Below are 20,280 nucleotides of genomic sequence, written 5' to 3'. Positions count from 1 at the left end.
CCGTCGCCCTCGGCCCCTGGCCCCAGCGGATGGTCAACCCGATCCAGCCCTACGACTGGGGCTCGACGACGGCGCTGGCCCGGATGCAGGGCCGCACGCCGACCGGGGCGCCCGAGGCCGAGCTGTGGATGGGCGCGCACCCGTCGGCGCCGTCCGGGCTCGAGGAGGTCGACGGCACCGTCCGGCCGCTCGACGCGCTCGTCACCGAGGCCGCGGAGTCCGTGCTCGGCGCGGACGTCGCGGCGATCTTCGGGGCCCGGCTGCCGTTCCTGCTCAAGGTGCTGGCCGTCGACAAGCCGCTCTCGCTCCAGGTGCACCCGACGGCGGAGCGCGCCGCGGCCGCCTACGCCGGCGAGGCGGACACCCCCGGTGACCACCGCTACGTCGACCCCTTCCACAAGCCGGAGCTCGCCTACGCCCTCGAGCCGACCGACATCCTCTGCGGGTTCCGGCCCGCGGACGACGCCGCGTACCTGCTCGGGCTCGTCGACTGCGAGCGGATCCGCACGGTCGCCGCACCGCTGCTCGCCGAGGACGTCGACGACGTCGAGTGCGTCGAGGAGGCGTTCCGGCTGCTCGTCACCTGGCCGGAGGACGACCGCGAGGCCCTCGCCGCGGACGTCGCCGAGCAGGCCAAGGCGATCCTCGGCTCGCTCGGGCCGCACGACCCGGACGACCCCGACTCGGTCGGCCCGGCCGCCCGCCGGGCCCTGGTCTGGGCGTGCCGGCTCGCCAAGCACCACCCCGGGGACCCGCTCGTGGCGGCGCCGTTCCTCCTCGAGCTCGTCCGGCTCGAGCCGGGTCACACCCTCTTCGTGCCCGCCGGGGCCCCGCACGCGTACCTGTACGGCCTCGCCGTGGAGATCATGGCGAACAGCGACAACGTCCTGCGCGCGGGCCTCACCCACAAGGCGGTCGCCGTCGAGGAGCTGCTCACGGTCGTCGACGGCGCGACCCGCCCGGTGCTCGACGTCCCGTCCGTGACGCTGAGCCCGCACGAGACGGCCTGGCGCCCGCCGGTCGCGGACTTCCAGCTGACCCGGCTCGCGGTGTCGACGGCGACCCCGGTCGGGGCCTTCCCGCACCTCGTCGGCCCGCAGGTCGTGCTCTGCACTCAGGGGCCGGTGACGCTCTCGTCCGGGCCGCACGAGATCCGGCTCGAGGCCGGCCAGTCGGCGTTCGTCGGGGCCGGCGGGGCGCCGCTCACGGTCCAGGGGCCGGGCGAGGTCTTCCGCGCCGCGACGGGGCTCCTCCCGGCCTGACGGCGGGCCGCGCACACGTGGGTCACGCCGCGCGCAGCTGCCAGGCACCCCACGCGCACTCCAGCGCCTCGCCGACGATCGAGACGACGCGGTCGAGCAGGGCGGCGTCGGCGACGAGCGGCGGCGAGAGCTGGACGACGGGCTCGCCGCGGTCGTCGAGCCGGCAGAGCAGCCCGAGCTCCTCCATCCGGGCCGACAGCACCTCGCGCAGCAGCCAGTCCGCCTCGTCCGGGGCGAACGGGGCCTTCGTCGTCCGGTCCCGGACGAGCTCGACCGCCCAGAAGAAGCCGGCACCGCGGACGTCCCCGACGAGTGGCACCCGGCGCAGGTCCTCCAGCCCCGCGCGCAGCCCGGGCTCGAGCGCGCGCACGCGGGCGAGCACGTCCTCGCTCTCGTAGAGGTCGAGCGCGGCATGGGCGACGGCCGCGCACAGCGGGTGGCCGCTGAAGGTCAGACCGTGCAGGTAGGTGACGTCCCCGCTGACGAACGGCGCGGCGACCCGCTCCCCGACGAGGACGCCGCCGAGCGGCGCGTGCCCCGCGGTCGCCCCCTTGGCGAAGGTGAGCATGTCCGGCCGGATGCCGTAGCGCGTCGACCCGAACCACTCGCCGAGCCGGCCGAAGGCGGTGATCGTCTCGTCGACGACGAGGAGGATCCCGTGCCGGTCGCACAGGTCGCGCAGCCCCTGCCAGTAGCCGGCCGGCGGGGTGAACGCACCGCCGCCGTTCTGCACCGGCTCCGCGAGGAGCATCGCCACCTGGTCCGGGCCCTCCCACTGGACGGCGGCCTCCACCTCCGCGAGCAGCGCCGCGGTGAACCGGGCCTCGTCGGCGCCGTCCGGGTGCCGGTAGGCGTCGGTCGCCGAGACGAACGCGGTCGGCACGGGCAGCGGCTCGAACGGCTGCCGGCAGTCGGGCAGGCCGGTGAACGACAGCGCCCCGAGCGAGGTGCCGTGGTAGGCCAGCCGGCGCGAGACCGCCTTGCGACGCTGCGGTTCGCCGTTGGCCGCGTGCCACTGCCGGGCCAGCTTCCACGCGGCCTCGACCGACTCGCCGCCGCCGCTGGTGAGGAACACCCGGTCGAGCCCGAGCGGTGCGGCGAGCCCGGCGAGCCGGGCCGCGAGCGTCGCCGCCGGCCCGTGCGTGAGCGACCAGGTCGGGGTGAAGACGAGCTCGGAGAGCTGGCGGCGGGCGGCCTCCCCGACGACACCGCCGAAGGAGTGCCCGAGGTTCGTGCAGAACAGGCCCGAGAGCCCGTCGACGAACCGGCGGCCCCGGCTGTCGACGACGTGGCAGCCGTCGCCGCGGACGAAGACGGGCAGGTCCCGACCGGCGAGCACGGCCGGGTCGGTGAAGCTCATGAGGAGGTGGTCGCGCGCAAGCCGTTGCAGGTCAACGGGATCCATCACCGGCACCGCCTCTCCCGTCACCGCCGGGACGGTCCTGAACGAACGTTCAGAACCCTCGGCAGGCTAGCACCGGCCGCCGGGGGCTGACCAGACGCTCAGGACGCGGCGCGACGCCGGGCCGGGCGGGCGGCCCGGCCGCGGAACGCCTGCGCCGGCACGCCCAGCTCGAGCGCCGCCGCGTCGAGCCACAGCCGCTTGAACCGGGCGGGCGTCATCCCGGGCTCGGCGAGGGCGAGCTGGATGGCGAGCCCGTCCATGAGGGACGACAGCCGCAGCGTCGTCGCGGCGACGTCCGCGGGGTGGAACACCCCGGCGGCGGCCCCCTCGACGACGACCCGGCGCAGCGCGGCCCGCCACCGCCGGTCGAGCGACTCCCGGGCGGCCCGGGCGTCGTCGTCCCGCAGAGCGCGCACCCAGAGCTCGAGCCACAGCGTCCAGTCCCCCACCGCGGGGCCGGCCCCGGAGGCGAGGTCCGCCATGAGGCGCAGCCGCTCCACGGGCCCGGGGACCGCCGCCAGCTCGCTCTCGAGCTCGCCGTAGAAGACGTCCTCGACGTGCGTCAGCGCCTGGGTCAGCGCGCCCGCGAGCGACCCGAAGTGGTACAGCACCAGGCCGGACGACGTCCCCGCCGCCTCCGCGATGTCCGTGACCCGGGTGCCGGCGAAGCCGCGGTCCCGGATCACCGCGACGGTCGCCTCGAGGATGCGGCGGCGCCGCTCCTCCGGCGCCCGCGCCGCCGTGCTGCCGCCGGCCGCCTGCCCCGACGTGGTGCCTGCCATCGCCACCCCTTCACCGCTCACCGGTCACCCCTGCCGGCCGACGTCCGGACCCGCACGCTTGACGGCGATCTGAACGAGTATTCAGGATAGCCGCTCGGGGGTCGGCTGCCGCGGGAGGTCTGCGATGAGCGTAGGAGCGAGCGGGCCGGCCGGGCCGCCCGACGGGCCGCGGGACCGGCGCGAGGCCGAGCTGCGCGAGCGCGCCGCCGCCTTCGTCGACGAGGTGCTCGTGCCGCTCGAGGTGCCCGCCGAGCTCGCGGGCGGGCCGCTGCCGGCCGCGGACGTCGAGCGGATCCGGACGACGTCGCTCGCCGCCCGCGTCCACGGCGGCCGGCACGCGGTCGCCCACGGCGGCAACGGCTGGACGACGCGCGAGTGGTTCCTCGTGGAGGAGCAGCTCGGCCGCTCGACGAACGGCGTCTCCTGGTACGTGCCGAACGCGTACAACGTGTGGAAGGCGGCCGGGCCGGCCCTCGTCGAGCGCTGGCTCGTCCCCGCGCTGCGCGGCGAGCTGCACGACGCCTACGCCGTGACGGAGGCGGACGCCGGCTCGGACCCCTCGCAGATGACGACGACGGCCCGCCGGGCCGGTCCCGGCCGCTGGGTGCTCGACGGCGAGAAGTGGTTCGTCACCTTCGGGTCGGTCGCCGCCGTGGTCGTCGTCATGGCCTGGGCGGTCGACGGGGCTGACGGCGGGGCGGACGGGCCGGACGGCGAGCGCCGGCCGACGCTCTTCGCCGTCCCCGCGGACGCGCCCGGCGTCGAGGTCGTCGACGACCCGCCGTTCACCCACGCCTACCCGCACGGCCACCCGACGATGCGCTTCACCGGGGTCGAGCTCACCGACGCCGACGTCATCGGCGCCGTCGGGGAGGGTGAGGAGATCCAGCGCCGCTGGTTCACCGAGGAGCGGCTCGCCATCGCGGCCCGCTGCTCCGGCGCGATGCAGCGGCTGCTCGAGGAGGGCGTCGCGTGGGCGGCGGGCCGGGTGCAGGGCGGCGCCCGGCTGCTCGACCACCAGGGGGTGTCGTTCCCGCTCGCGGACAGCGCGGCCGACGCGGCCGCCGGCCGGTTGCTCGCCTTCGACGTCGCGGACCGGGTCGACGCCGGGGCGGACGAGAAGCTCGTCCACGGCCGGGCGTCAATGGCCAAGCTGTTCTGCAGCGAGGCGGCGAACCGCTGCGCGGACCGGGTGCTCCAGGTCTTCGGCGGGCGCGGCTACGTCCGGACGACGGCCGCCGAACGGCTCTGGCGCGAGCTGCGGGTGGACCGGATCTGGGAGGGCACGAGCGAGGTCCAGCGGATGATCGTCGCCCGGTCGCTCGAGCGCCGCGGGGTCCGGGCGATGCTCCTGTGAGCTCGGGCGCGACGCTCGGCCGGCTGCTCGCCCCCGCGTCGGTCGCGGTCGTCGGGGCGACGGACCGCGCCGGCGCCTACGGCCGGCACGCCCTGGAGAACCTGCTCCGCGCGGGCTTCGGCGGCCGGGTCGTGGCCGTCAACCCGGGCCGCCGCGAGGTGCTCGGGACGCCCTGCCTGCCGGACCTCGTCGAGGCCGGGCCGGTCGACGCCGTCGTCGTCGCGACCCCCGCGGCGACCGTGCCGGCCGTGCTCGCGACGGCCGCCCGCCTGGGGTGCGGCGGGGCCGTCGTCCTCGCCGCCGGGTTCGCCGAGACCGGGGACGCCGGAGCGCAGGACCGGTTGCTGGCCGCGGCCGGCGCGATGCCGGTCGTCGGGCCGAACAGCAACGGGGTCGTCGCCGTCGCCGCGCGGGCCCCGATGTGGGGCGACGCCGTCACCCTCCCCGACCCCGCGGCCGCGACGACGGCGCTCGTCACGCAGAGCGGGAACCTCGGCGTCCTCGCCCTCGCGCACCGCGCCGGGCTCGGCCTGCACACCGTCGTCTCGCTGGGCAACGCCGCGTCCGTCGACGCGGCCGCCGCGATGGACCACCTCGCGGCGGCCCCGGGGGTGCGGGTCGTCGCCGCCTACCTCGAGGCGGACGGCGACGGGGCCCGGACGGCGGCGGCGCTCGCCCGGTGCGCCGAGCGGGACGTGCGGGTCGTCGTCCTCAAGGCCGGGCGGTCGGCCGAGGGGCGCACGGTCGGCGGCGCGCACACGGCGTCCCTGTCCGGGGACCACGCGGCGTTCGCCGCCCTCGCCCGGGAGGCCGGTGCCGTGCTCGTCACGAACCCGCACGACCTCTTCGAGACGGCCCGCGCGCTCGCCGCCGGACGGCGCGACCCGCGCGGCTGCGCGGTCGTCACGTGCTCCGGCGGGGACGCCGCCGTCGCCGCGGACCTCGCCGCCGACGCCGGGGTCCCCCTGACCCGCTGGGCCCCCGCGACCCTCGCCGCGCTCGCCGCCGCGCTGCCCGCGACGGCGACGCCGACGAACCCGCTCGACCACACCAACCTCGTCTGGGACGACCCGGCCGCGCTGCGCCGGATCGGCGCCGCGGTGACGACCGACCCGGACGTCGGGCACGCGCTCTACGTGCAGGACGAGCCCGCCGGGCTCGCACCGGCCGACGCCGCCGAGTGGCGGCGCACCCGGGAGGGGGCGCTCGACGGGCTCGCGGCGGGCGGGGGCTCCCCGCTGCTCGTCGCGACGACGCCCGGCCAGGAGCCTGCCGGCGCCGTCGGCGGTCTGCTGCCCGCCCTGCTCGCCGTCGCGGCGCTGCGCACCCCCGGGCCCTCCCCCGCGAGGCTGCGGGAGGTCGCCGCGGCCGCCGCCGCGGTCGCCCGGCGGGCCGGCCCGGACGCATCGCCCGGCCGCTGGCTCGCCGAGCACGAGGCGCTGCCGCTGCTCGTCGCCGCCGGCGTCGCCGTCCCCGCGCACGGCGTCGCGGCGACGCCCCGTGAGGCCGCCGCGGTCGCCGCCCGGCTCGGGGTACCCGTCGCGGTCAAGCTCTCGGCCCCCGGCCTGCTCCACGCGAGCGAGGCCGGCGGCGTCGTCCTCGGCGCCGAGGGCCCGGCGAGCGTCGAGGCGGTGGCGGAACGGCTGCTCGGCGCCCCCGGACCGCCCGCCGGGGCCCGGGTGCTCGTCGCGGCGATGGCCGCCCCGGGCGCGGAGGTGATCGTCGGCGCCCGGGCGGACGGCGTCGTCCCGACCCTCGTCGTCGGGCTCGGCGGGATCTGGTCCGAGGCGCTCGCCGACGTCGTCACGCTCCCGCTGCCCGTGACCCCGGACGTGGTGCGGGCCGGGCTGCTGCGGCTGCGCGGCAGCGCGCTGCTCACCGGTGGCCGCGGCCGCCCCGCGGTCGACGTCGAGGCGCTCGCTGTGCTGGCCGCCCGGGTCGGCGACCTGCTGCTGGGCTGCCCCGACCTGGTGTCGGTCGAGCTCAACCCGGTGCTGGTGAACGGCTCCGGTGCCGTCGCGGTCGACGCCCTCGCGCTCTGGACGGGCCGCGCGGCACCTGCCTAACCTGACTGCATGTTCAGTCAGGACGGTTCCCCCGCGGACAGGACCCACCCGGTGCCCGAGGCTGCCCTGGAGGCCGCGCTCGCGCCGTTCGGCAGCAGCCGGATGCTGCCGCCCGAGGCGTACACCTCCCCCGACGTCTTCGCCTGGGAGCAGCGGAACTTCTTCACCGGCTGGCAGTGCGCGGGGTTCGCCGCGGACCTCGACGGGCCCGGGGCCCAGCGGGCCGAGCCGGTCGGCAGCACGAGCGTCCTGCTCGTACGCGGCAAGGACGGCGTCCTGCGCGGCTTCGCGAACACGTGCCGGCACCGCGGGCACGAGATCCTGCCCTGCGGCGGGGCGACGACCCGACGCTCGGTCGTCTGCCCGTACCACGCGTGGTCGTACACCCTCGAGGGCGACCTGTTCGCCGCCCCCGGCTACGACGGCGCCTTCGACTTCGACGCCGCGCAGTTCCCGCTGCGGGCGCTGCGGGTGCAGGAGTGGCACGGCTACGTCTTCGTCGACCTGTCCGGCCAGGCACCGCCGCTCGAGGAGTACCTCGGCGCGCTCGGCGACCGGCTCGCGCTGCACCGGCCCGAGCGGCTCGTCGTCGCCGCCCGGCACACGTACGTCGTCCGGGCGAACTGGAAGACGATCAGCGAGAACTACCAGGAGTGCTACCACTGCCCCGAGATCCACCCGGAGCTGTGCGCCGTGAGCCCGCCCGACAGCGGCGAGAACTGGTACGCCCCGGGCGCGTGGGTCGGCGGCTGGATGGACATCCGCCCCGGGATGGCGACGATGTCCCTCGACGGGCACAGCGACGGGGTTCTCATCCCCGGTCTCGACGAGTGGTCCTCGACCCGCGTCGACTACCTCGGGGTCTTCCCGAACCTGCTCGTCAGCACGCACCCGGACTACGTCATGACGCACCGGATGGCCCCGCTGGGCCCGAACCGGACGTGGGTCGAGTGCGCGTGGTCGTTCCCGGTCGAGGCGACGTCCCGGCCGGGCTTCGACCCGGCGTACGCCGTCGACTTCTGGGACGTGACGAACAAGCAGGACTGGGCGGCCTGCGAGTCGGTGCAGCGCGGCATGGAGTCCGGCCTCGCGAGCGCCGGTCCGCTGTCGCCCCAGGAGGACGGCGTCTACCAGTTCGTGACGATGGTGGCCCGCGGGTACGCGGGGCAGCCGGTGCACGTGAAGCCCGAGGCCCAGCCGGTCTGAGCCGGACCTGCGGGAGGTCGTCAGTCCTTCCGCAGGTCCGCGAGGATCTGCCCGCTCGCGAGCTTGCCCGGCGCACCCATGACGCAGCCGCCGGGGTGGGTGCCGGAGCCGCACTGGTAGTACCCGTCGATCGGGGTGCGGTACTGGCTCCAGCCGGGCGCCGGGCGGAAGAAGTACATCTGCGGGGCGAAGAACTCGCCCGCGAAGATGTTGCCCTCCGACAGCCCGACGACGCGCTCGATGTCGAGCGGGGTGACGACCTCGCGGTGCAGGACGAGGTCGCCGAACCCGGGGAAGAACGACTCGAGCGTCGCCTGCACGGTGTCGCCGAACTTCTCCCGCTCGGTGTCCCAGTCGCTGCCCCGCAGGTGGTACGGCGCGTACTGCACGAAGCACGACATGACGTGCTTGCCGGGCGGGGCCATGTCGGGGTCGACCATCGACTGGACGGCGCAGTCGAGGTACGGGCGCTGGGAGTACCAGCCGTACTTCGCGTCGTCGAAGGCCCGCTCGAGGTACTCCATCGACGGGCCGATGTTCGTGAACCCGCGGTACTGGTCGGTGCGGTCACCGAGCGCCGGGTAGCGCGGGGCGCCGTCCAGGGCGAAGTTCACCTTGGCGCTCGTGCCCTGGAAGCGGAACCGGTTGATGTTCTCCACGAGGTCGGTCGGCAGCTCGCGCGGCTCGACGAGCTCGAGGAAGGTCCGCCGAGGGTCGACCGCGCTGACGACGGTGCGCGACGACAGCTCGGTGCCGTCGCCGAGGACGACGCCGACGGCACGGCCCTCCCTGGTGACGACGTGGTCGACCTCGGACTCCAGGAGGATCTCGACGCCGAACGCCTGCGCCGCGCGGGCGAGCACCTGGGTGAAGCCGCCGTTGCCGCCCTTGTGGAACGCCCAGGCCCCGAACTGGCCGTCGTGCTCGCCGAGCGAGTGGTAGAGCAGCACGAGCCCGGACCCCTGCGACATCGGGCCGACCTTGGTGCCGATGATCCCGGAGGAGGCCATGTAGCCCTTGAGGATGTCGCTCTCGAAGTAGTCGTCGAGGAAGTCCGCGGCGCTGCCGGTGAGCATCCGGACGGCGTCGTGGAGCACCTTCGGCGGGGCGTCGCCGAGGTGCGAGCGCAGCCACGCGATGTCGGCGAGGTCCTCCGGCGACTTGCCGAAGAGGTTGGGCGGCACCCGGTCGAAGAGCGGCTTGACGAGCTGGCAGACCCGCTCGACGTCGTGCTCGTAGCGGTCCATGGCGTCCGCGTCGTGCGCGGAGTGCCGCATGATCTCCTTGAGGTTCTCGTCCCGGTCGGGCCCGAGCAGCAGGTAGTCGCCGTTCTCCATGGGCGCGAACGAGGACGGCATGAGGATCGGCATGAAGCCGTGCCGCACGAGGTCGAGCTCGTGGATGATGTCCGGCCGCAGCAGGCTCAGCGCGTAGGAGAACGTCGTGAACTGGAAGCCGGGGTGGAGCTCCTCGGTGATCGCCGCCCCGCCGACGAGGTGCCGGCGCTCGACGACGAGCACCGACAGGCCCGCCTTGGCGAGGTAGGCAGCGTTGACGAGGCCGTTGTGGCCACCGCCGATGACGATCGCGTCGTACTCGCGGCTCTTGGCCGCCGTGGTCGGGCTCATCTGCCTCACGCCGTCTTTCGCTCGGGGTTGAAGAGCGGGAGCCGGGCCACCTGCGCGGCGACCGTCTCGTACTGGTGGTTCACGGTGACCTCGAGGCCGACCGTCGAGCCGACGGCACCGTGGTCGGGCCGGACCCGGGCGATCCCGATGTGGCGCTGGAGCACCGGCGAGTACATGAAGCTCGTCGCGTAGCCGACCCGGCCGCCGTCCGCGTCGTAGAGCATCGACTCGTAGTCGAGCGGGGTCTCGTCCTTGGGCGGGACGAGCCCGGCCCGCGTCCAGACCCGGTCCCAGTCCTGCCAGTCGACGACGATCCCGACCGTCGCCCAGCGCGACGTCCCGCCCGCGATCTCGGCGCGCAGCGCCGTGCGTCCGACGAACGGCCGCTCCGGGTCGTCGATGCCGCGCAGCATCCACCGCAGCCCGAGCTCGACCGGCGTGACCCGGTCGTGGTCGGTCCAGGCGTAGCGGCTCGAGGAGAAGTCGACGTCGACGAGCAGCAGGCCGGCCTCGATGCGCGCCATGAGCAGCGCCTGCTCGCCGAAGGGCCGCATCCCGTACGGGGTGCCGGCCTCGATGACGGCGTCCAGCACGGGCAGCGCGTCCGCGGCGGGAACGAGGATCTCGTAGCCGAGGTCGCCGGTGAAGCCGGTGCGCGAGACGGTCACCGAGGCCGCGCCGACCTTGGTCTGGGTGTGCCCGAAGTACGGCAGCGCCGCGACGTCCGGCGACAGCCGCGCGAGGATCTCGCGCGAGCGCGGACCCTGGACGGCGAGCACGCCGTACTCCTGCGAGACGTCGACGACCTCGACGTCGAGGCGGCCCACGAGGTCGCGCAGGTAGCCCAGGTTCGGCTCGGCGGCCGTGAGCATGAACTCGTTCTCGGAGTAGCGGAAGACGACGCCGTCCTCGAGGAGGAAGCCGGCGTCGTCGCACCAGATCGTGTACTGCGCCCGGCCCGGGCGGCAGGTCCGCACGTCCCGCGCGAGCACCCCGGCGAGGAACCGCTCGGCGTCCCGGCCGCGCACCCAGTACTTGTACAGCGGCGAGGAGTCGAAGAAGCCTGCGCTGTTGCGGATGCCGAAGTACTCGTGCTTGGCGGACATGTCGTACTTCTGTGCGGAGAGGTACCCGGCCCAGTGCGACCACAGACCGGTCGTGCTGAGCTCGGACAGTCGCGGGTGGAACGGAGTCGTCCTGATCATCGGCGTCGCTCCCGGGTCGGACCGGAAGACCGCTGCGCGTGGTGCGACCTGGGTGGACGGGCGCGGTCGGCCGGGCGAGGTGGGCTCACCCTAGATCGCTGTTGGACACCTGCGCAACAGGTGCCTAGCCTTTCCTGCATGGCCCGGATGACCCCGCCCGAGCGCCGGGCCGCGATCGTCGCGGCGGCCCTGGAGGTCATGCTGCACAAGGGCATCGCGGCGACGACGGTCCGGGACGTCGCCGACCGGATGGGGACGTCGAGCGGCCTGGTGCACCACTACTTCGCCTCGATGGACGACCTGCTCGCGGCCGCGTTCGAGCAGGCGGCGACGGCCGACCTCGCGGTGACGACCGCTGCCGTCGAGGCGCAGACCGGCCCCGTCGAGCGGCTGCGGGCGTTCTTCGCGACGTACGCGCGCGCCGAGCAGGACTGGGCCTTCCAGCTGTGGCTCGACGCCTGGGCCGAGGCGGCCCGCCGCCCGACGCTGCGGGAGACCTCGCAGCGGCTCAACGTGAAATGGCAGCAGGTGCTCGCGCAGTGCATCCGCGACGGGGTCGCGGCCGGGGCGTTCGTCTGCCCGGACCCGGACGGCGCGGCCTGGCGGATCCTGTCGCTGCTCGACGGCCTCGCCCTGCAGTCGGTGGCGCACCGGGTCCCGATCGACCGCGCCGCGGTCATCACGTGGTCCGCCGGCTTCGCCGAGGCCGAGCTCGCGCTGCCGGCCGGAGCCCTCGCCGGACCTGCCGGCCCGGCGTCCGTCACTGCGGCGGCAGCAGCCGCAGCGACTCCGGCGGCAGGACGAGCTGCACCGCGCCGCCCTGGGTGAGCCCGGACGACGCGTCCGCCGGCACGAGCACCGAGAACCGGGCGCCGCCGCCGACCTCGACGACGACGTCCGCGTGGGCGCCGCGGTAGACCAGGCGGGCCACCGTCGCCGGCAGCACGTTCGCGTCCGGCACGGGCCGGTCGCCGGCCTGCGGCGCCGCGGGGGCGACGGTGTGGCCGGCCGCGACGAGGCGCAGCCGCTCGGGCCGCACGACGAGCGAGGCCGGGCCCGGGGCGTGCTCCGGACCGCCCGCGGTGAGGACCCGGCCGGCGAGCCGGAACGCCGTCCGGGCGCCGTCCGGACCGACGACCTCGACGGGGACGACGTTGGCGGCCCCGAGGAAGTCCGCCACGTAGGCGGTCGCCGGGCGCTCGTAGACCTCGGTCGGCGTGCCGACCTGGACGACGAGCCCGCCGGACATGACGGCGATCCGGTCGGACATCGTCAGCGCCTCGTCCTGGTCGTGGGTGACGTAGACGAACGTGATGCCGACGGCCTCCTGGAGGCTCTTGAGCTCGAGCTGGAGCGCCTTGCGCAGCTTGGCGTCCAGCGCGCCGAGCGGCTCGTCGAGCAGCAGCACCCGCGGGCCGAGCACGAGCGCCCGGGCCAGTGCGACACGCTGCTGCTGCCCGCCGGACAGCTGCGCGGGGCGGCGGCCCGCGTAGGCGGACATCTGCACGAGGGCGAGCGCCTCGTCGACGCGCTGCCGGGTCTCCTGCTTCGAGGCCCCCGCGTAGCGCAGACCGAACGCGACGTTGTCCCGCACCGACATGAACGGGAAGAGCGCGTAGCTCTGGAAGACCGTGTTGACGGGGCGCCGCTCCGGCGGCACCGCGGAGACGTCCTGCCCGTCGATGAGGACCTGGCCGCCGTCCGGCTGCTCGAACCCGGCGACGAGCCGCAGCGTCGTCGTCTTGCCGCAGCCGGAGGGGCCGAGCAGGGAGAAGAACTCGCCGGCCGCGACGTCGAGGTCGATCCCGCGGACCGCCGGGACGGCGCCGTAGCTCTTCGACAGCGCCTCGAGCCGGACGGATCCCCCTGCCCGCGTAGGTGGCACGTCACGGACCGTGGTCGCACTCCGCTCGGCCATGCGGCTCCTTCTTGCCAAGTTCTGACTGAGCGTTCAGTCTAGGTACCGCCCGCCGCGGGCAGCAACGCTCCGGCAACGGATCCGTCGCCACCCGCCGGGCGCGTGTGGTCCCAGCCCGCGGGGCCGGTGCCGCGTCCACCGCACCGCAGGAGGTCCGATGTCCGCCGACCGCCGACCCGAACCGAACCCCTTCGCGCGCCGCGGCCCCAGCCGCCGGGGCGTCCTCGGCCTGGCCGCCCTGACCGGTGCCGGCCTGCTCGCCGGCTGCGCCCGGGAGCGCCCGTCGTCGGGCCTGACGGCGGGCGGCGGCGGCTCGGGCAGCCCGACGCTGACCGCCGCCTCACCGTCGAGCCCGGTGCGCTGGCCGATCCTCGAGGGCAACGCCCCGATCGCCGCCGGGCTCGCGCCGGAGAAGGACGCGACGCTGCAGCTGTACAACTACGTCGACTACATCAACCCGGACGTCATCAAGTCCTTCGAGAAGAAGTACGAGGACACCGGGGTCAAGGTCGTCGTCTCCACGTTCAACGACACCAACGAGTCGCTCGCGAAGATCCGGGCGGGCGGGTCGCCGTACGACGTCTACTTCCCGAGCTACGACCAGATCGGCAAGCTCGCGACGGCGGGGCTGGTCCGCCCGCTCCAGCACGCCTACATCCCGAACATCACGAACGTGTGGCCGCAGTTCACCGACCCCTGGTACGACCAGGGCTGGCAGTACACCGTCCCCTACGTGACCTACACGACCGGGATCGGCTGGCGCTCCGACCGGGTGAACGAGGACATCGGTGCGCGTGCCAACCCGTACGACGTGTTCTGGGACCCGCAGTACGCCGGCCGGCTCGCCGTCCTCGACGACTACCGCGAGGTCATCTCGATGGCGATCCTGCGCGCCGGGGGGACCGACATCAACACCGGCGACGACGCCGTCCTCGGGAAGGTCCGCGAGGACCTCGCGGCGATGGCGAAGGCGACCCGGCCGCAGGTGACGATCACCGACTACATCGCGATCCCCGAGGGCAAGCTCGACATCTCCCAGGCCTGGTCCGGCGACATGATCGCGGCGCAGGGGTACCTGCCCAAGGGCACGGACGCCTCGGTGCTGCGGTACTGGTTCCCGGCCGACGGCAAGGGGATGGTCAACAACGACCTCATGATGATCCTCAGCGGCGGGAAGAACCCGGTGCTCGCGCACCTGTTCCTGAACCACCTGCTCGACGACGAGGTCGCGAGGGAGAACTTCACCTTCGTCGGCTACCAGCCGCCGCTCAACAGCCTCGACCCGAGCCGGCTCGTCGCGGACGGCTACGCCCCGCAGGGCCTGGCCGCCGCGACGGTCCTGCCGTCGTACTTCGAGTCCGGCTACCGCTCCCTGGAGCTCACGCCCGAGGCCGAGGGGAAGTGGCAGGACACCTGGACGCGGTTCAAGGCCGGCGCGTGAGCGGGACGGCGCCCCGGGACCGCCGCCGGGGCCTGCTCGGGGTCGCCCTCACGCTGCCCGGCGCGGCCTGGCTCGCCGTGTTCTTCCTCGTGCCGCTGTACGTCGTCGTCTCGATCTCGACGGGCACGGTGGACCCGGTCTTCCGCTCCGTCGTGCCGGCCTGGAACCCGGCGGACTGGCGCGGCGACCAGTTCGGCTACGTTCTCTCCCGGCTCACCGGCCCGGACGGCTTCTTCGGCCCGGTCATGGTCCGCACCGTCGTCTACGTGCTGCTCGCCGTCGCCGGCTGCCTCGTCGTCGCCTACCCGGTCGCGTGGTTCGTCGCCCGGCACTCCGGACGCCGCCGGGGCCTGGTGCTCGCGCTCATCGTCGCGCCGTTCTGGATCAGCTACATGATGCGGATGCTCGCCTGGGTGAACCTGCTCGCGGACGACGGCCTCGTGAACCGACTGCTCGGCGGCGCGGGGCTCGTCGCGGACCCGGTGACGTTCCTGTCCGGGCGGCCGACGACCGTCGTCCTCGGGCTCGTCTACGGGTACGTGCCGTACATGATCCTGCCGATGTACGCGGCCCTCGACCGGATCAGCCCGGCGCTGCTCGAGGCGGCCCGCGACCTCGGGGCCGGCCGGTTCGAGACGTTCCGGCGGGTGGTGCTGCCGATGAGCGTGCCCGGCGTGCTCGCCGGCCTCGTGCTCGTCGCGCTGCCGATGACCGGGGACTACTTCACGAACGACCTGCTCTCGGCCTCGCCGAGCACGGCGATGCTCGGCAACCTCATCAACACCTCCGTGGCGAACCCGAGCCAGGCCGGCCAGGCCGGCGCGCTCGTCCTCATCCTCGTCCTCGCGATGGCGGCTCCGATGCTCCTCTACGTCCGCTCGTCCGTCCGCTCGGACCTCGCGTCGTGACCGCCGTCCCGGCGACGGCGCCCGCCCCGACGCCGCCCCTCACGAGGGGCCGCTCGTGGCGCGGCCCGTGGCGCCCGCCGTACGTGCTCGCCGCCGTCACGGTCGGGTACCTCGTGTGGTCGCTCGCGCCGGTGCTCCTCGCCGTGCTGTTCTCGTTCAACAGCGGGCGCTCGCGCAGCACCTGGCAGGGCTTCTCGATGCGCTGGTACTACGCCGACCCGACGCTGTCGGTGCTCCACGACGAGTCGCTGCGCCGGGCCCTGACGCACACCCTGACGCTCGGGCTGCTCACGACGCTGGTCGCCGTCCCGCTCGGCGTCGCGTTCGCCCTCGGCCTGGACCGCTGGCACGGCCGGCTCCCGGCATCGGCGAACTTCACGATGCTGCTGTCGTTCGTCATCCCGGAGATCGTCCTGGCCGTCGGCCTGTTCTACATGATCACGTTGCTCGCGACCCCGTTCGTGCTCGGCACGACCGCCCAGGTCGTCGGGCTCGTGACCTTCCAGCTGTCGTACCCGGTCGTCATCGTCCGGGCCCGGCTCGCGACGATCGGCCCGCAGTACGAGGAGGCCGCCCGCGACCTCGGGGCGAGCGCGTTCGGGGCGATGCGCCGGGTCCTGCTGCCGATGCTCATGCCGGCGATCTTCACCAGCGCCGTCCTCGTCTTCGCCGACGTCCTCGACGACTTCGTCATCGTCCGCTACCTGTCCTCGGACGCGTTCACCGAGACGACGTCGATCAAGATCTACAACACCGCCCGCGGCGCGCCGACCCCGGCGCTCAACGCCGTCGCGACGCTCATGCTCGTCGCGTCGTTCGTCGTCGTCCTGCTCGGCTGGCTCGCCGTCCGGCGGTTCGGGCGCGGGCAGGAGGAACCCGGTTCCCTGGGCGCGTTCGCCGGCCAGGTGTGACGTGACCACCGAGGGGGCAGCGGACGCGGGCGTCCGGACGCCGTGGCCCGGCGTCCGGACGGCGCTGCCGGGGCCGCGCTCGGCGGCCCTCCTGGCCCGCAAGGACGCCGTCCTCAACGGGCCGCTGCGGGACGGCGGCAACGTGCCCGTCGTCCTCGGCCGCAAGGCCGGGCACGTCCTCGAGGACGTCGACGGCAACGTCTTCGCCGACCACCTCAGCGCCTGGGGCGCGGCGCCCTACGGGGCGCAGCCGCCGTCCGTGCGGGCGGCGGTGGAGGCCGCGTGGGACCGCTACGGGATGGAGATCGCCCAGTACCTCGCCAGCGAACCGGTCGTCGCCCTCGCCGAGCGCCTCGTCTCCCTCGCGCCGCCGGGCATCACCCGCGCGGCGCCGTCCGTGACGGGCACCGAGGCGGTCGAGGCCGGGGTCAAGCTCGCCCGGGAGTCGACCGGGCGGCCGATCGTCCTGGGCTTCCTCGGCCAGTACCACGGCGAGTCGACGTACCTCACTGCCGCGGCGTCGACCGACCTGCCGGGCAACACGTCGAACAACGCGCAGTACGTCCCGGGGCTCGTGCTCGTGCCGTACCCGAACCGGTTCCGGGCGCCGTTCCACCGCGGCCCCGGGCCGTACGACGACACGATCTACCTGGACTACCTCGAGACCTGGGTGCTGCGGCACCAGGTCGAGCCGTCGCAGGTCGCCGGGGTGCTCGTCGAACCGGTCGCCGGTGAGGCGGGCATCCTCGCGCCGTCCGCGGCGTGGTGGGCGGGCCTCACCGCCCTCGCGACGCGGCACGGCTGGAAGATCGTCCTCGACGAGGTGCAGACCGGGCTCGGCCGGTGCGGCGAGGTGTTCGCCGCAGACCTGTGGGGGCTGCGTCCCGACGTGCTGCTCCTCGGCAAGGGGCTCGCCGCCGGCGGGCAGCCGCTGGCCGCCGTCCTCGGCACCGAGGAGGTCATGGCCGGCTCGCACGCCCACCTCGGCGGCACCTTCGCGTGGGAGCCCGCCGCGTGCGCCGGGGCGCTGGCCGGTCTGGACCTGCTGACGTCCGGTGGCGTGCTGGAGAACGCCCGCTCCATGCAGCGGACCGCCGAGCGGGTCCTCGGGCCGCTCGTCGAGGAGGTCGAGCAGGTCGGCGACGTCCGCAGCGTCGGCGCCTGGGCCTGCCTGGAGCTCGTCACGGACATGGCCTCGATCGCCCCGGCGCCGGCCTTCCAGCACGCCGTCCACCGGGCGGCGCTGCGGCGCGGGGTCCTGGCGATCAGCGAGCCGGACAAGCCGCTGTACCGGATGCAGCCGCCGCTGACGATGGAGCCCGAGCTGTTCGAGTGGTCGTGCGAGCAGGTCGCGGACGCGGTCCGCGAGGTCGCGGCCGACCCGCCCGAGGAGGACGAGTGACCGCACCCGCCCCGCTGCCCGACCGGGCCCGCGTCGTCGTCGTGGGCGGGGGCAACATCGGCTGCAGCGTCGCCTACCACCTGACCCGGCTCGGGGTCCGCGACGTCCTCGTCCTGGAGCGGCACGAGCTCACCTCGGGGACGACGTGGCACGCCGCCGGGCTCATCACCTCGGCCGGGATGGGCGACGAGACGAGCCTGTGGATGGCGCGCTACTCCCGCGACCTCTACGCCCGGCTCGAGGCGGAGACCGGGCACTCGACGGGGTTCCGCGCGACCGGCCACCTGCACCTCGCGACGAACCCCGACCGGCTCGCCACGCTGCGCCGGGAGTCGGCGTGGCAGCGCGGCCTGGGCGTCGACAACGTCGAGGTCTCCCGTGCCGAGGTCGACGCGCTGTGGCCGATCGGCCGCACCGACGACGTCCTCGCGGCCTTCTACGTCGCCGACGAGGGCCGCGCCGACCCGGTCGGCTGCGCGACGGCGCTCGCCAAGGGCGCGCGGGCGGGCGGCGCGACGGTCGTCGAGGGCGTGCGGGTCACCGGGTTCGAGACCACCGGGGGTGGCACGCTCGGCCTGTGGGGCGCGGGCGCCGAGGGCCGCCGGGTCACGGCGGTCCTCACCGACGCCGGCCGGGTCGAGTGCGAGACGGTCGTGCTCGCCGCGGGGTTGTGGTCGCGGCAGGTCGCCGCGCTCGCGGGGGTCGACGTCCCGCTCCAGGCCGCCGAGCACTACTACCTGCTCACCGACCCGGTGCCCGGGGTGCACCGCGACCTGCCGGTCGTCGAGGACCCCGACCGGTACGGGTACTACCGGGAGGAGGCCGGCGGCATGCTCGTCGGCCTGTTCGAGCCGGTCGCCGGGCCGTGGCACGTCGAGGGTGCCCCGGACGACTTCGCGTTCGGCACCATCAGGCCGGACTGGGACCGGGTGGGCGACGTCCTCGCCGGGGCGATGGAGCGGGTGCCGAGCCTCGACGGCGTCGGGGTGCGCACGTTCTTCTGCGGGCCGGAGTCGTTCACGCCGGACCTGCACCCGATGCTCGGCCCGACGCCCGAGGTCGACAACGTCTTCGTCGCCGCCGGGCTCAACTCGCTCGGGATCCTGCTCGGCGGCGGGGTCGGCTCCGTCGTCGCGCAGTGGGTCGTGGACGGCGTGCCGCCCGTCGACGTGACGCACTACGGGGTCGAGCGGGCGCTCCCGCACGAGACGACCCGCCGGTTCCGCGCGGAGCGGACCGTCGAGCAGCTCGGGGCGCTCTTCGGGGACGCCGCGTTCCCGGCGTGGCAGCCCGCCTCGGCGCGCGGCGTCCGGCGGACGCCGCTGCACGAGCGGCTCGCCGCCGCGGGCGCCCGGTTCGGCGTCTCGGCCGGCTGGGAGTACCCGCTGTGGTTCGCCCCGCCCGGCACCGACCCGGCGGACGTCGAGGTGACGCGGTCCTGGGGGCGACAGCCCTGGCACGCGTTCGTCGCCGCCGAGCACCGCGCCGTCCGGGAGGCGGTCGGCGTCCTGGACCTGACACTCATGTCGACGTTCCTCGTGCAGGGCCGCGACGCCGCGGCGCTGCTCGACCGGGTGAGCGCCGGGGCCGTCGCGGGCGACGTCGGCCGGGTCGTCTACACGCAGTGGCTCGACGACCGCGGCGGCATCCTCGCCGACGTCACCGTGACCCGGCTCGCCGACGACGAGATGCTCGTCGTGAGCAGCGACGTGACGCACCGCCGGCTCGCGTCGATGCTGCGCCGGGCCCGGCGGGACGGCGAGCACGCCGTCGTCACGGACGTCACCGCGGGCACGGCGCTGCTGTCGGTGCAGGGCCCGCGCTCGCGCGACCTGCTCGCGCGGCTCACCCCGGACGACGTCTCGGACGCCGCGTGGCCGTACCTCACGGCGCGCCGGCTCGAGGTCGGGTACGCCCGGGTGCTCGCGCTGCGCGTCACGTACGTCGGCGAGCTCGGGTTCGAGCTGCACGTGCCCGCCGACCTCGCGGTGTCGGTGTGGGACAGCCTGTTCGAGGCCGGCGCGGAGCTCGGGATCCGCCCCGTCGGGCTCGCCGCCATGGAGTCGCTCCGGCTGGAGAAGGGCTACCGGGACTACGGCGTCGACATCGAGAACACCGACGGCGTCGTCGAGGCCGGGCTGGGGTTCGCCGTCGCGCTCGACAAGGCCGTGCCGTTCGCCGGGCGGGACGCCGTTCTCGCAGCACGCACCGACCGGACCCGACGGATGGTGCACGTGCTCCTCGACGACCCGGAGCCGCTCCTGCACGGCGGAGAGCCGTTGCTGCACAACGGGTCCTGGGTCGGCTACCTGCGCGCGGGCGCGTTCGGGCACACGCTCGGGGCGGGCGTCGGGCTCGCGATGTGCGAGCACGACGGCGGTGACGGCGTCACCGCCGCGTGGCTCGCCGCGGGCGGCTTCGAGGTCGACGTCGCGGGCACGCGGGTGCCCGCGACGTGCTCGCTGCGGCCCTTCTACGACCCGGGGCGCAGCCGCGTCCTCGGCTGATCCGCCGGCGGCGGACCGGCGTCAGCCGCCGCTCTTGCGCCGGAACTGCTTCTGCTGCGCCGCCGGCCCGTGGGCCGAGTGCACCTTCGAGTCGCCGGACCCGCCGGCCACGGCCGACTCGTGGTGCCGGGCGTTCTTGCGCTCGAGCGCCTCGCGGAAGCGGCGCTTCGCGTCGCTCTCCCCCGCGGGGGCCGCCGCGGCTGCGCCGTCCTCGGGTGCGCCGTCCTGGGGCGCGTCGCCGGCGGGCTGCGGTTCGGGCCTGGCCATGGGGTGCTCCATTCC

General features: G+C 74.9%; 16 protein-coding genes. 10 read left to right on the top strand and 6 right to left on the bottom strand.

Going from position 1 to position 20,280, the window contains the following annotated elements:
• The coding region (gene manA / locus ECOMGDLI_RS10455; RefSeq protein ID WP_143447634.1) for a mannose-6-phosphate isomerase, class I at positions 1–1,262 on the top strand (1,262 nt) is incomplete at its 5' end.
• Positions 1,263–1,284: 22 nt separating this feature from the next.
• Here manA and ECOMGDLI_RS10450 read toward each other — a convergent pair.
• Together ECOMGDLI_RS10450 and ECOMGDLI_RS10445 are read right to left on the bottom strand one after the other, a co-directional pair.
• Positions 1,285–2,667, bottom strand: coding sequence for an aspartate aminotransferase family protein (locus ECOMGDLI_RS10450; RefSeq protein ID WP_088316780.1), 1,383 nt, complete (start codon positions 2,665–2,667; stop codon positions 1,285–1,287).
• A 98-nt stretch (positions 2,668–2,765) separates the two neighbouring features.
• Positions 2,766–3,449: a TetR/AcrR family transcriptional regulator gene (locus ECOMGDLI_RS10445; RefSeq protein WP_143447633.1), complete on the bottom strand. Its 684-nt coding sequence runs from the start codon at positions 3,447–3,449 to the stop codon at positions 2,766–2,768.
• A gap of 124 nt (positions 3,450–3,573) precedes the next feature.
• On the opposite strand from ECOMGDLI_RS10445, the gene ECOMGDLI_RS10440 reads away from it, so the two are divergent.
• The 3 genes from ECOMGDLI_RS10440 to ECOMGDLI_RS10430 are packed head-to-tail and all read left to right on the top strand — an operon-like array spanning position 3,574 to position 8,078.
• Positions 3,574–4,806: an acyl-CoA dehydrogenase family protein gene (locus ECOMGDLI_RS10440; RefSeq protein ID WP_088316778.1), complete on the top strand. Its 1,233-nt coding sequence runs from the start codon at positions 3,574–3,576 to the stop codon at positions 4,804–4,806.
• A complete protein-coding gene (locus ECOMGDLI_RS10435; RefSeq protein ID WP_158220970.1) occupies positions 4,803–6,872 on the top strand; it encodes an acetate--CoA ligase family protein in 2,070 nt (689 codons plus the stop codon). The genes ECOMGDLI_RS10440 and ECOMGDLI_RS10435 overlap by 4 nt, the downstream gene beginning before the upstream one ends.
• Positions 6,873–6,881: 9 nt before the next feature.
• Positions 6,882–8,078: an aromatic ring-hydroxylating dioxygenase subunit alpha gene (locus ECOMGDLI_RS10430; protein WP_088316776.1), complete on the top strand. Its 1,197-nt coding sequence runs from the start codon at positions 6,882–6,884 to the stop codon at positions 8,076–8,078.
• Between the two features lie 20 nt (positions 8,079–8,098).
• Here ECOMGDLI_RS10430 and ECOMGDLI_RS10425 read toward each other — a convergent pair whose 3' ends face one another.
• Both ECOMGDLI_RS10425 and ECOMGDLI_RS10420 read right to left on the bottom strand, forming a co-directional pair.
• Complete coding sequence (locus ECOMGDLI_RS10425; protein WP_088316775.1) at positions 8,099–9,706, bottom strand: NAD(P)/FAD-dependent oxidoreductase; 1,608 nt, start codon at positions 9,704–9,706, stop codon at positions 8,099–8,101.
• A 5-nt stretch (positions 9,707–9,711) separates the two neighbouring features.
• The gene (locus ECOMGDLI_RS10420) at positions 9,712–10,911 is read right to left on the bottom strand and encodes an aminomethyltransferase family protein (RefSeq protein WP_088316774.1); all 1,200 of its coding nucleotides are present in this window, start codon (positions 10,909–10,911) and stop codon (positions 9,712–9,714) included.
• A 138-nt stretch (positions 10,912–11,049) separates the two neighbouring features.
• Here ECOMGDLI_RS10420 and ECOMGDLI_RS10415 point away from each other — a divergent pair, with 138 nt between their 5' ends.
• Entirely contained in the window at positions 11,050–11,739 is a 690-nt protein-coding gene (locus tag ECOMGDLI_RS10415; RefSeq protein WP_088316773.1) for a TetR/AcrR family transcriptional regulator, read from the top strand.
• On the opposite strand, the gene ECOMGDLI_RS10410 is transcribed toward ECOMGDLI_RS10415, so the two are convergent.
• Positions 11,672–12,829 carry an ABC transporter ATP-binding protein gene (locus tag ECOMGDLI_RS10410; RefSeq protein WP_088316772.1) on the bottom strand — a complete coding sequence of 386 codons (1,158 nt, stop codon included), beginning with the start codon at positions 12,827–12,829 and terminating at the stop codon, positions 11,672–11,674. The two genes, ECOMGDLI_RS10415 and ECOMGDLI_RS10410, sit on opposite strands and share 68 nt — an antisense overlap.
• Before the next feature lie 157 nt (positions 12,830–12,986).
• On the opposite strand from ECOMGDLI_RS10410, the gene ECOMGDLI_RS10405 reads away from it, so the two are divergent.
• Genes ECOMGDLI_RS10405 through ECOMGDLI_RS10385 form a run of 5 tightly spaced genes read left to right on the top strand, consistent with a single transcriptional unit; the run spans position 12,987 to position 19,998 of the window.
• Positions 12,987–14,270, top strand: coding sequence for a spermidine/putrescine ABC transporter substrate-binding protein (locus ECOMGDLI_RS10405; protein ID WP_088316771.1), 1,284 nt, complete (start codon positions 12,987–12,989; stop codon positions 14,268–14,270).
• Positions 14,267–15,178, top strand: coding sequence for an ABC transporter permease (locus tag ECOMGDLI_RS10400; protein ID WP_198954746.1), 912 nt, complete (start codon positions 14,267–14,269; stop codon positions 15,176–15,178). Before ECOMGDLI_RS10405 ends, ECOMGDLI_RS10400 begins: the two co-directional genes overlap by 4 nt.
• Positions 15,175–16,089, top strand: a complete 915-nt coding sequence (locus ECOMGDLI_RS10395; protein ID WP_088316770.1) for an ABC transporter permease — start codon at positions 15,175–15,177, stop codon at positions 16,087–16,089. Before ECOMGDLI_RS10400 ends, ECOMGDLI_RS10395 begins: the two co-directional genes overlap by 4 nt.
• A 1-nt stretch (position 16,090) precedes the next feature.
• Positions 16,091–17,491, top strand: coding sequence for an aminotransferase class III-fold pyridoxal phosphate-dependent enzyme (locus ECOMGDLI_RS10390; RefSeq protein WP_088316769.1), 1,401 nt, complete (start codon positions 16,091–16,093; stop codon positions 17,489–17,491).
• Positions 17,488–19,998 (top strand): FAD-dependent oxidoreductase, encoded by a 2,511-nt coding sequence (locus ECOMGDLI_RS10385; RefSeq protein ID WP_088316768.1) that lies wholly within the window; start codon positions 17,488–17,490, stop codon positions 19,996–19,998. Before ECOMGDLI_RS10390 ends, ECOMGDLI_RS10385 begins: the two co-directional genes overlap by 4 nt.
• 21 nt (positions 19,999–20,019) lie before the next feature.
• Here the strand turns inward: ECOMGDLI_RS10385 and ECOMGDLI_RS10380 are convergent, their stop codons facing one another.
• A complete protein-coding gene (locus ECOMGDLI_RS10380) occupies positions 20,020–20,265 on the bottom strand; it encodes a DUF5302 domain-containing protein (protein ID WP_143447632.1) in 246 nt (81 codons plus the stop codon).
• Positions 20,266–20,280 lie beyond the last annotated feature (15 nt).

The sequence above is a fragment of the Kineosporia sp. R_H_3 genome, assembly GCF_002198675.1.
In the GTDB taxonomy this organism is placed as follows: Bacteria; Actinomycetota; Actinomycetes; order Actinomycetales; family Kineosporiaceae; genus R-H-3.
The sequence above is the reverse complement of the archived record's forward strand: the minus strand, read 5'-3'. Positions and strand labels throughout refer to the sequence as shown.

What these genes read in the sequence shown, in the direction of transcription:
- ECOMGDLI_RS10410 (WP_088316772.1), bottom strand. Translation starts at nt 12,829, where the DNA reads ATGGCCGAGCGGAGTGCGACCACGGTCCGTGACGTGCCACCTACGCGG.
- ECOMGDLI_RS10380 (WP_143447632.1), bottom strand. Translation starts at nt 20,265, where the DNA reads ATGGCCAGGCCCGAACCGCAGCCCGCCGGCGACGCGCCCCAGGACGGC.
- ECOMGDLI_RS10440 (WP_088316778.1), top strand. Translation starts at nt 3,574, where the DNA reads ATGAGCGTAGGAGCGAGCGGGCCGGCCGGGCCGCCCGACGGGCCGCGG.
- ECOMGDLI_RS10430 (WP_088316776.1), top strand. Translation starts at nt 6,882, where the DNA reads ATGTTCAGTCAGGACGGTTCCCCCGCGGACAGGACCCACCCGGTGCCC.
- ECOMGDLI_RS10415 (WP_088316773.1), top strand. Translation starts at nt 11,050, where the DNA reads ATGGCCCGGATGACCCCGCCCGAGCGCCGGGCCGCGATCGTCGCGGCG.
- ECOMGDLI_RS10420 (WP_088316774.1), bottom strand. Translation starts at nt 10,911, where the DNA reads ATGATCAGGACGACTCCGTTCCACCCGCGACTGTCCGAGCTCAGCACG.
- ECOMGDLI_RS10425 (WP_088316775.1), bottom strand. Translation starts at nt 9,706, where the DNA reads ATGAGCCCGACCACGGCGGCCAAGAGCCGCGAGTACGACGCGATCGTC.
- ECOMGDLI_RS10445 (WP_143447633.1), bottom strand. Translation starts at nt 3,449, where the DNA reads ATGGCAGGCACCACGTCGGGGCAGGCGGCCGGCGGCAGCACGGCGGCG.
- ECOMGDLI_RS10405 (WP_088316771.1), top strand. Translation starts at nt 12,987, where the DNA reads ATGTCCGCCGACCGCCGACCCGAACCGAACCCCTTCGCGCGCCGCGGC.
- ECOMGDLI_RS10450 (WP_088316780.1), bottom strand. Translation starts at nt 2,667, where the DNA reads ATGGATCCCGTTGACCTGCAACGGCTTGCGCGCGACCACCTCCTCATG.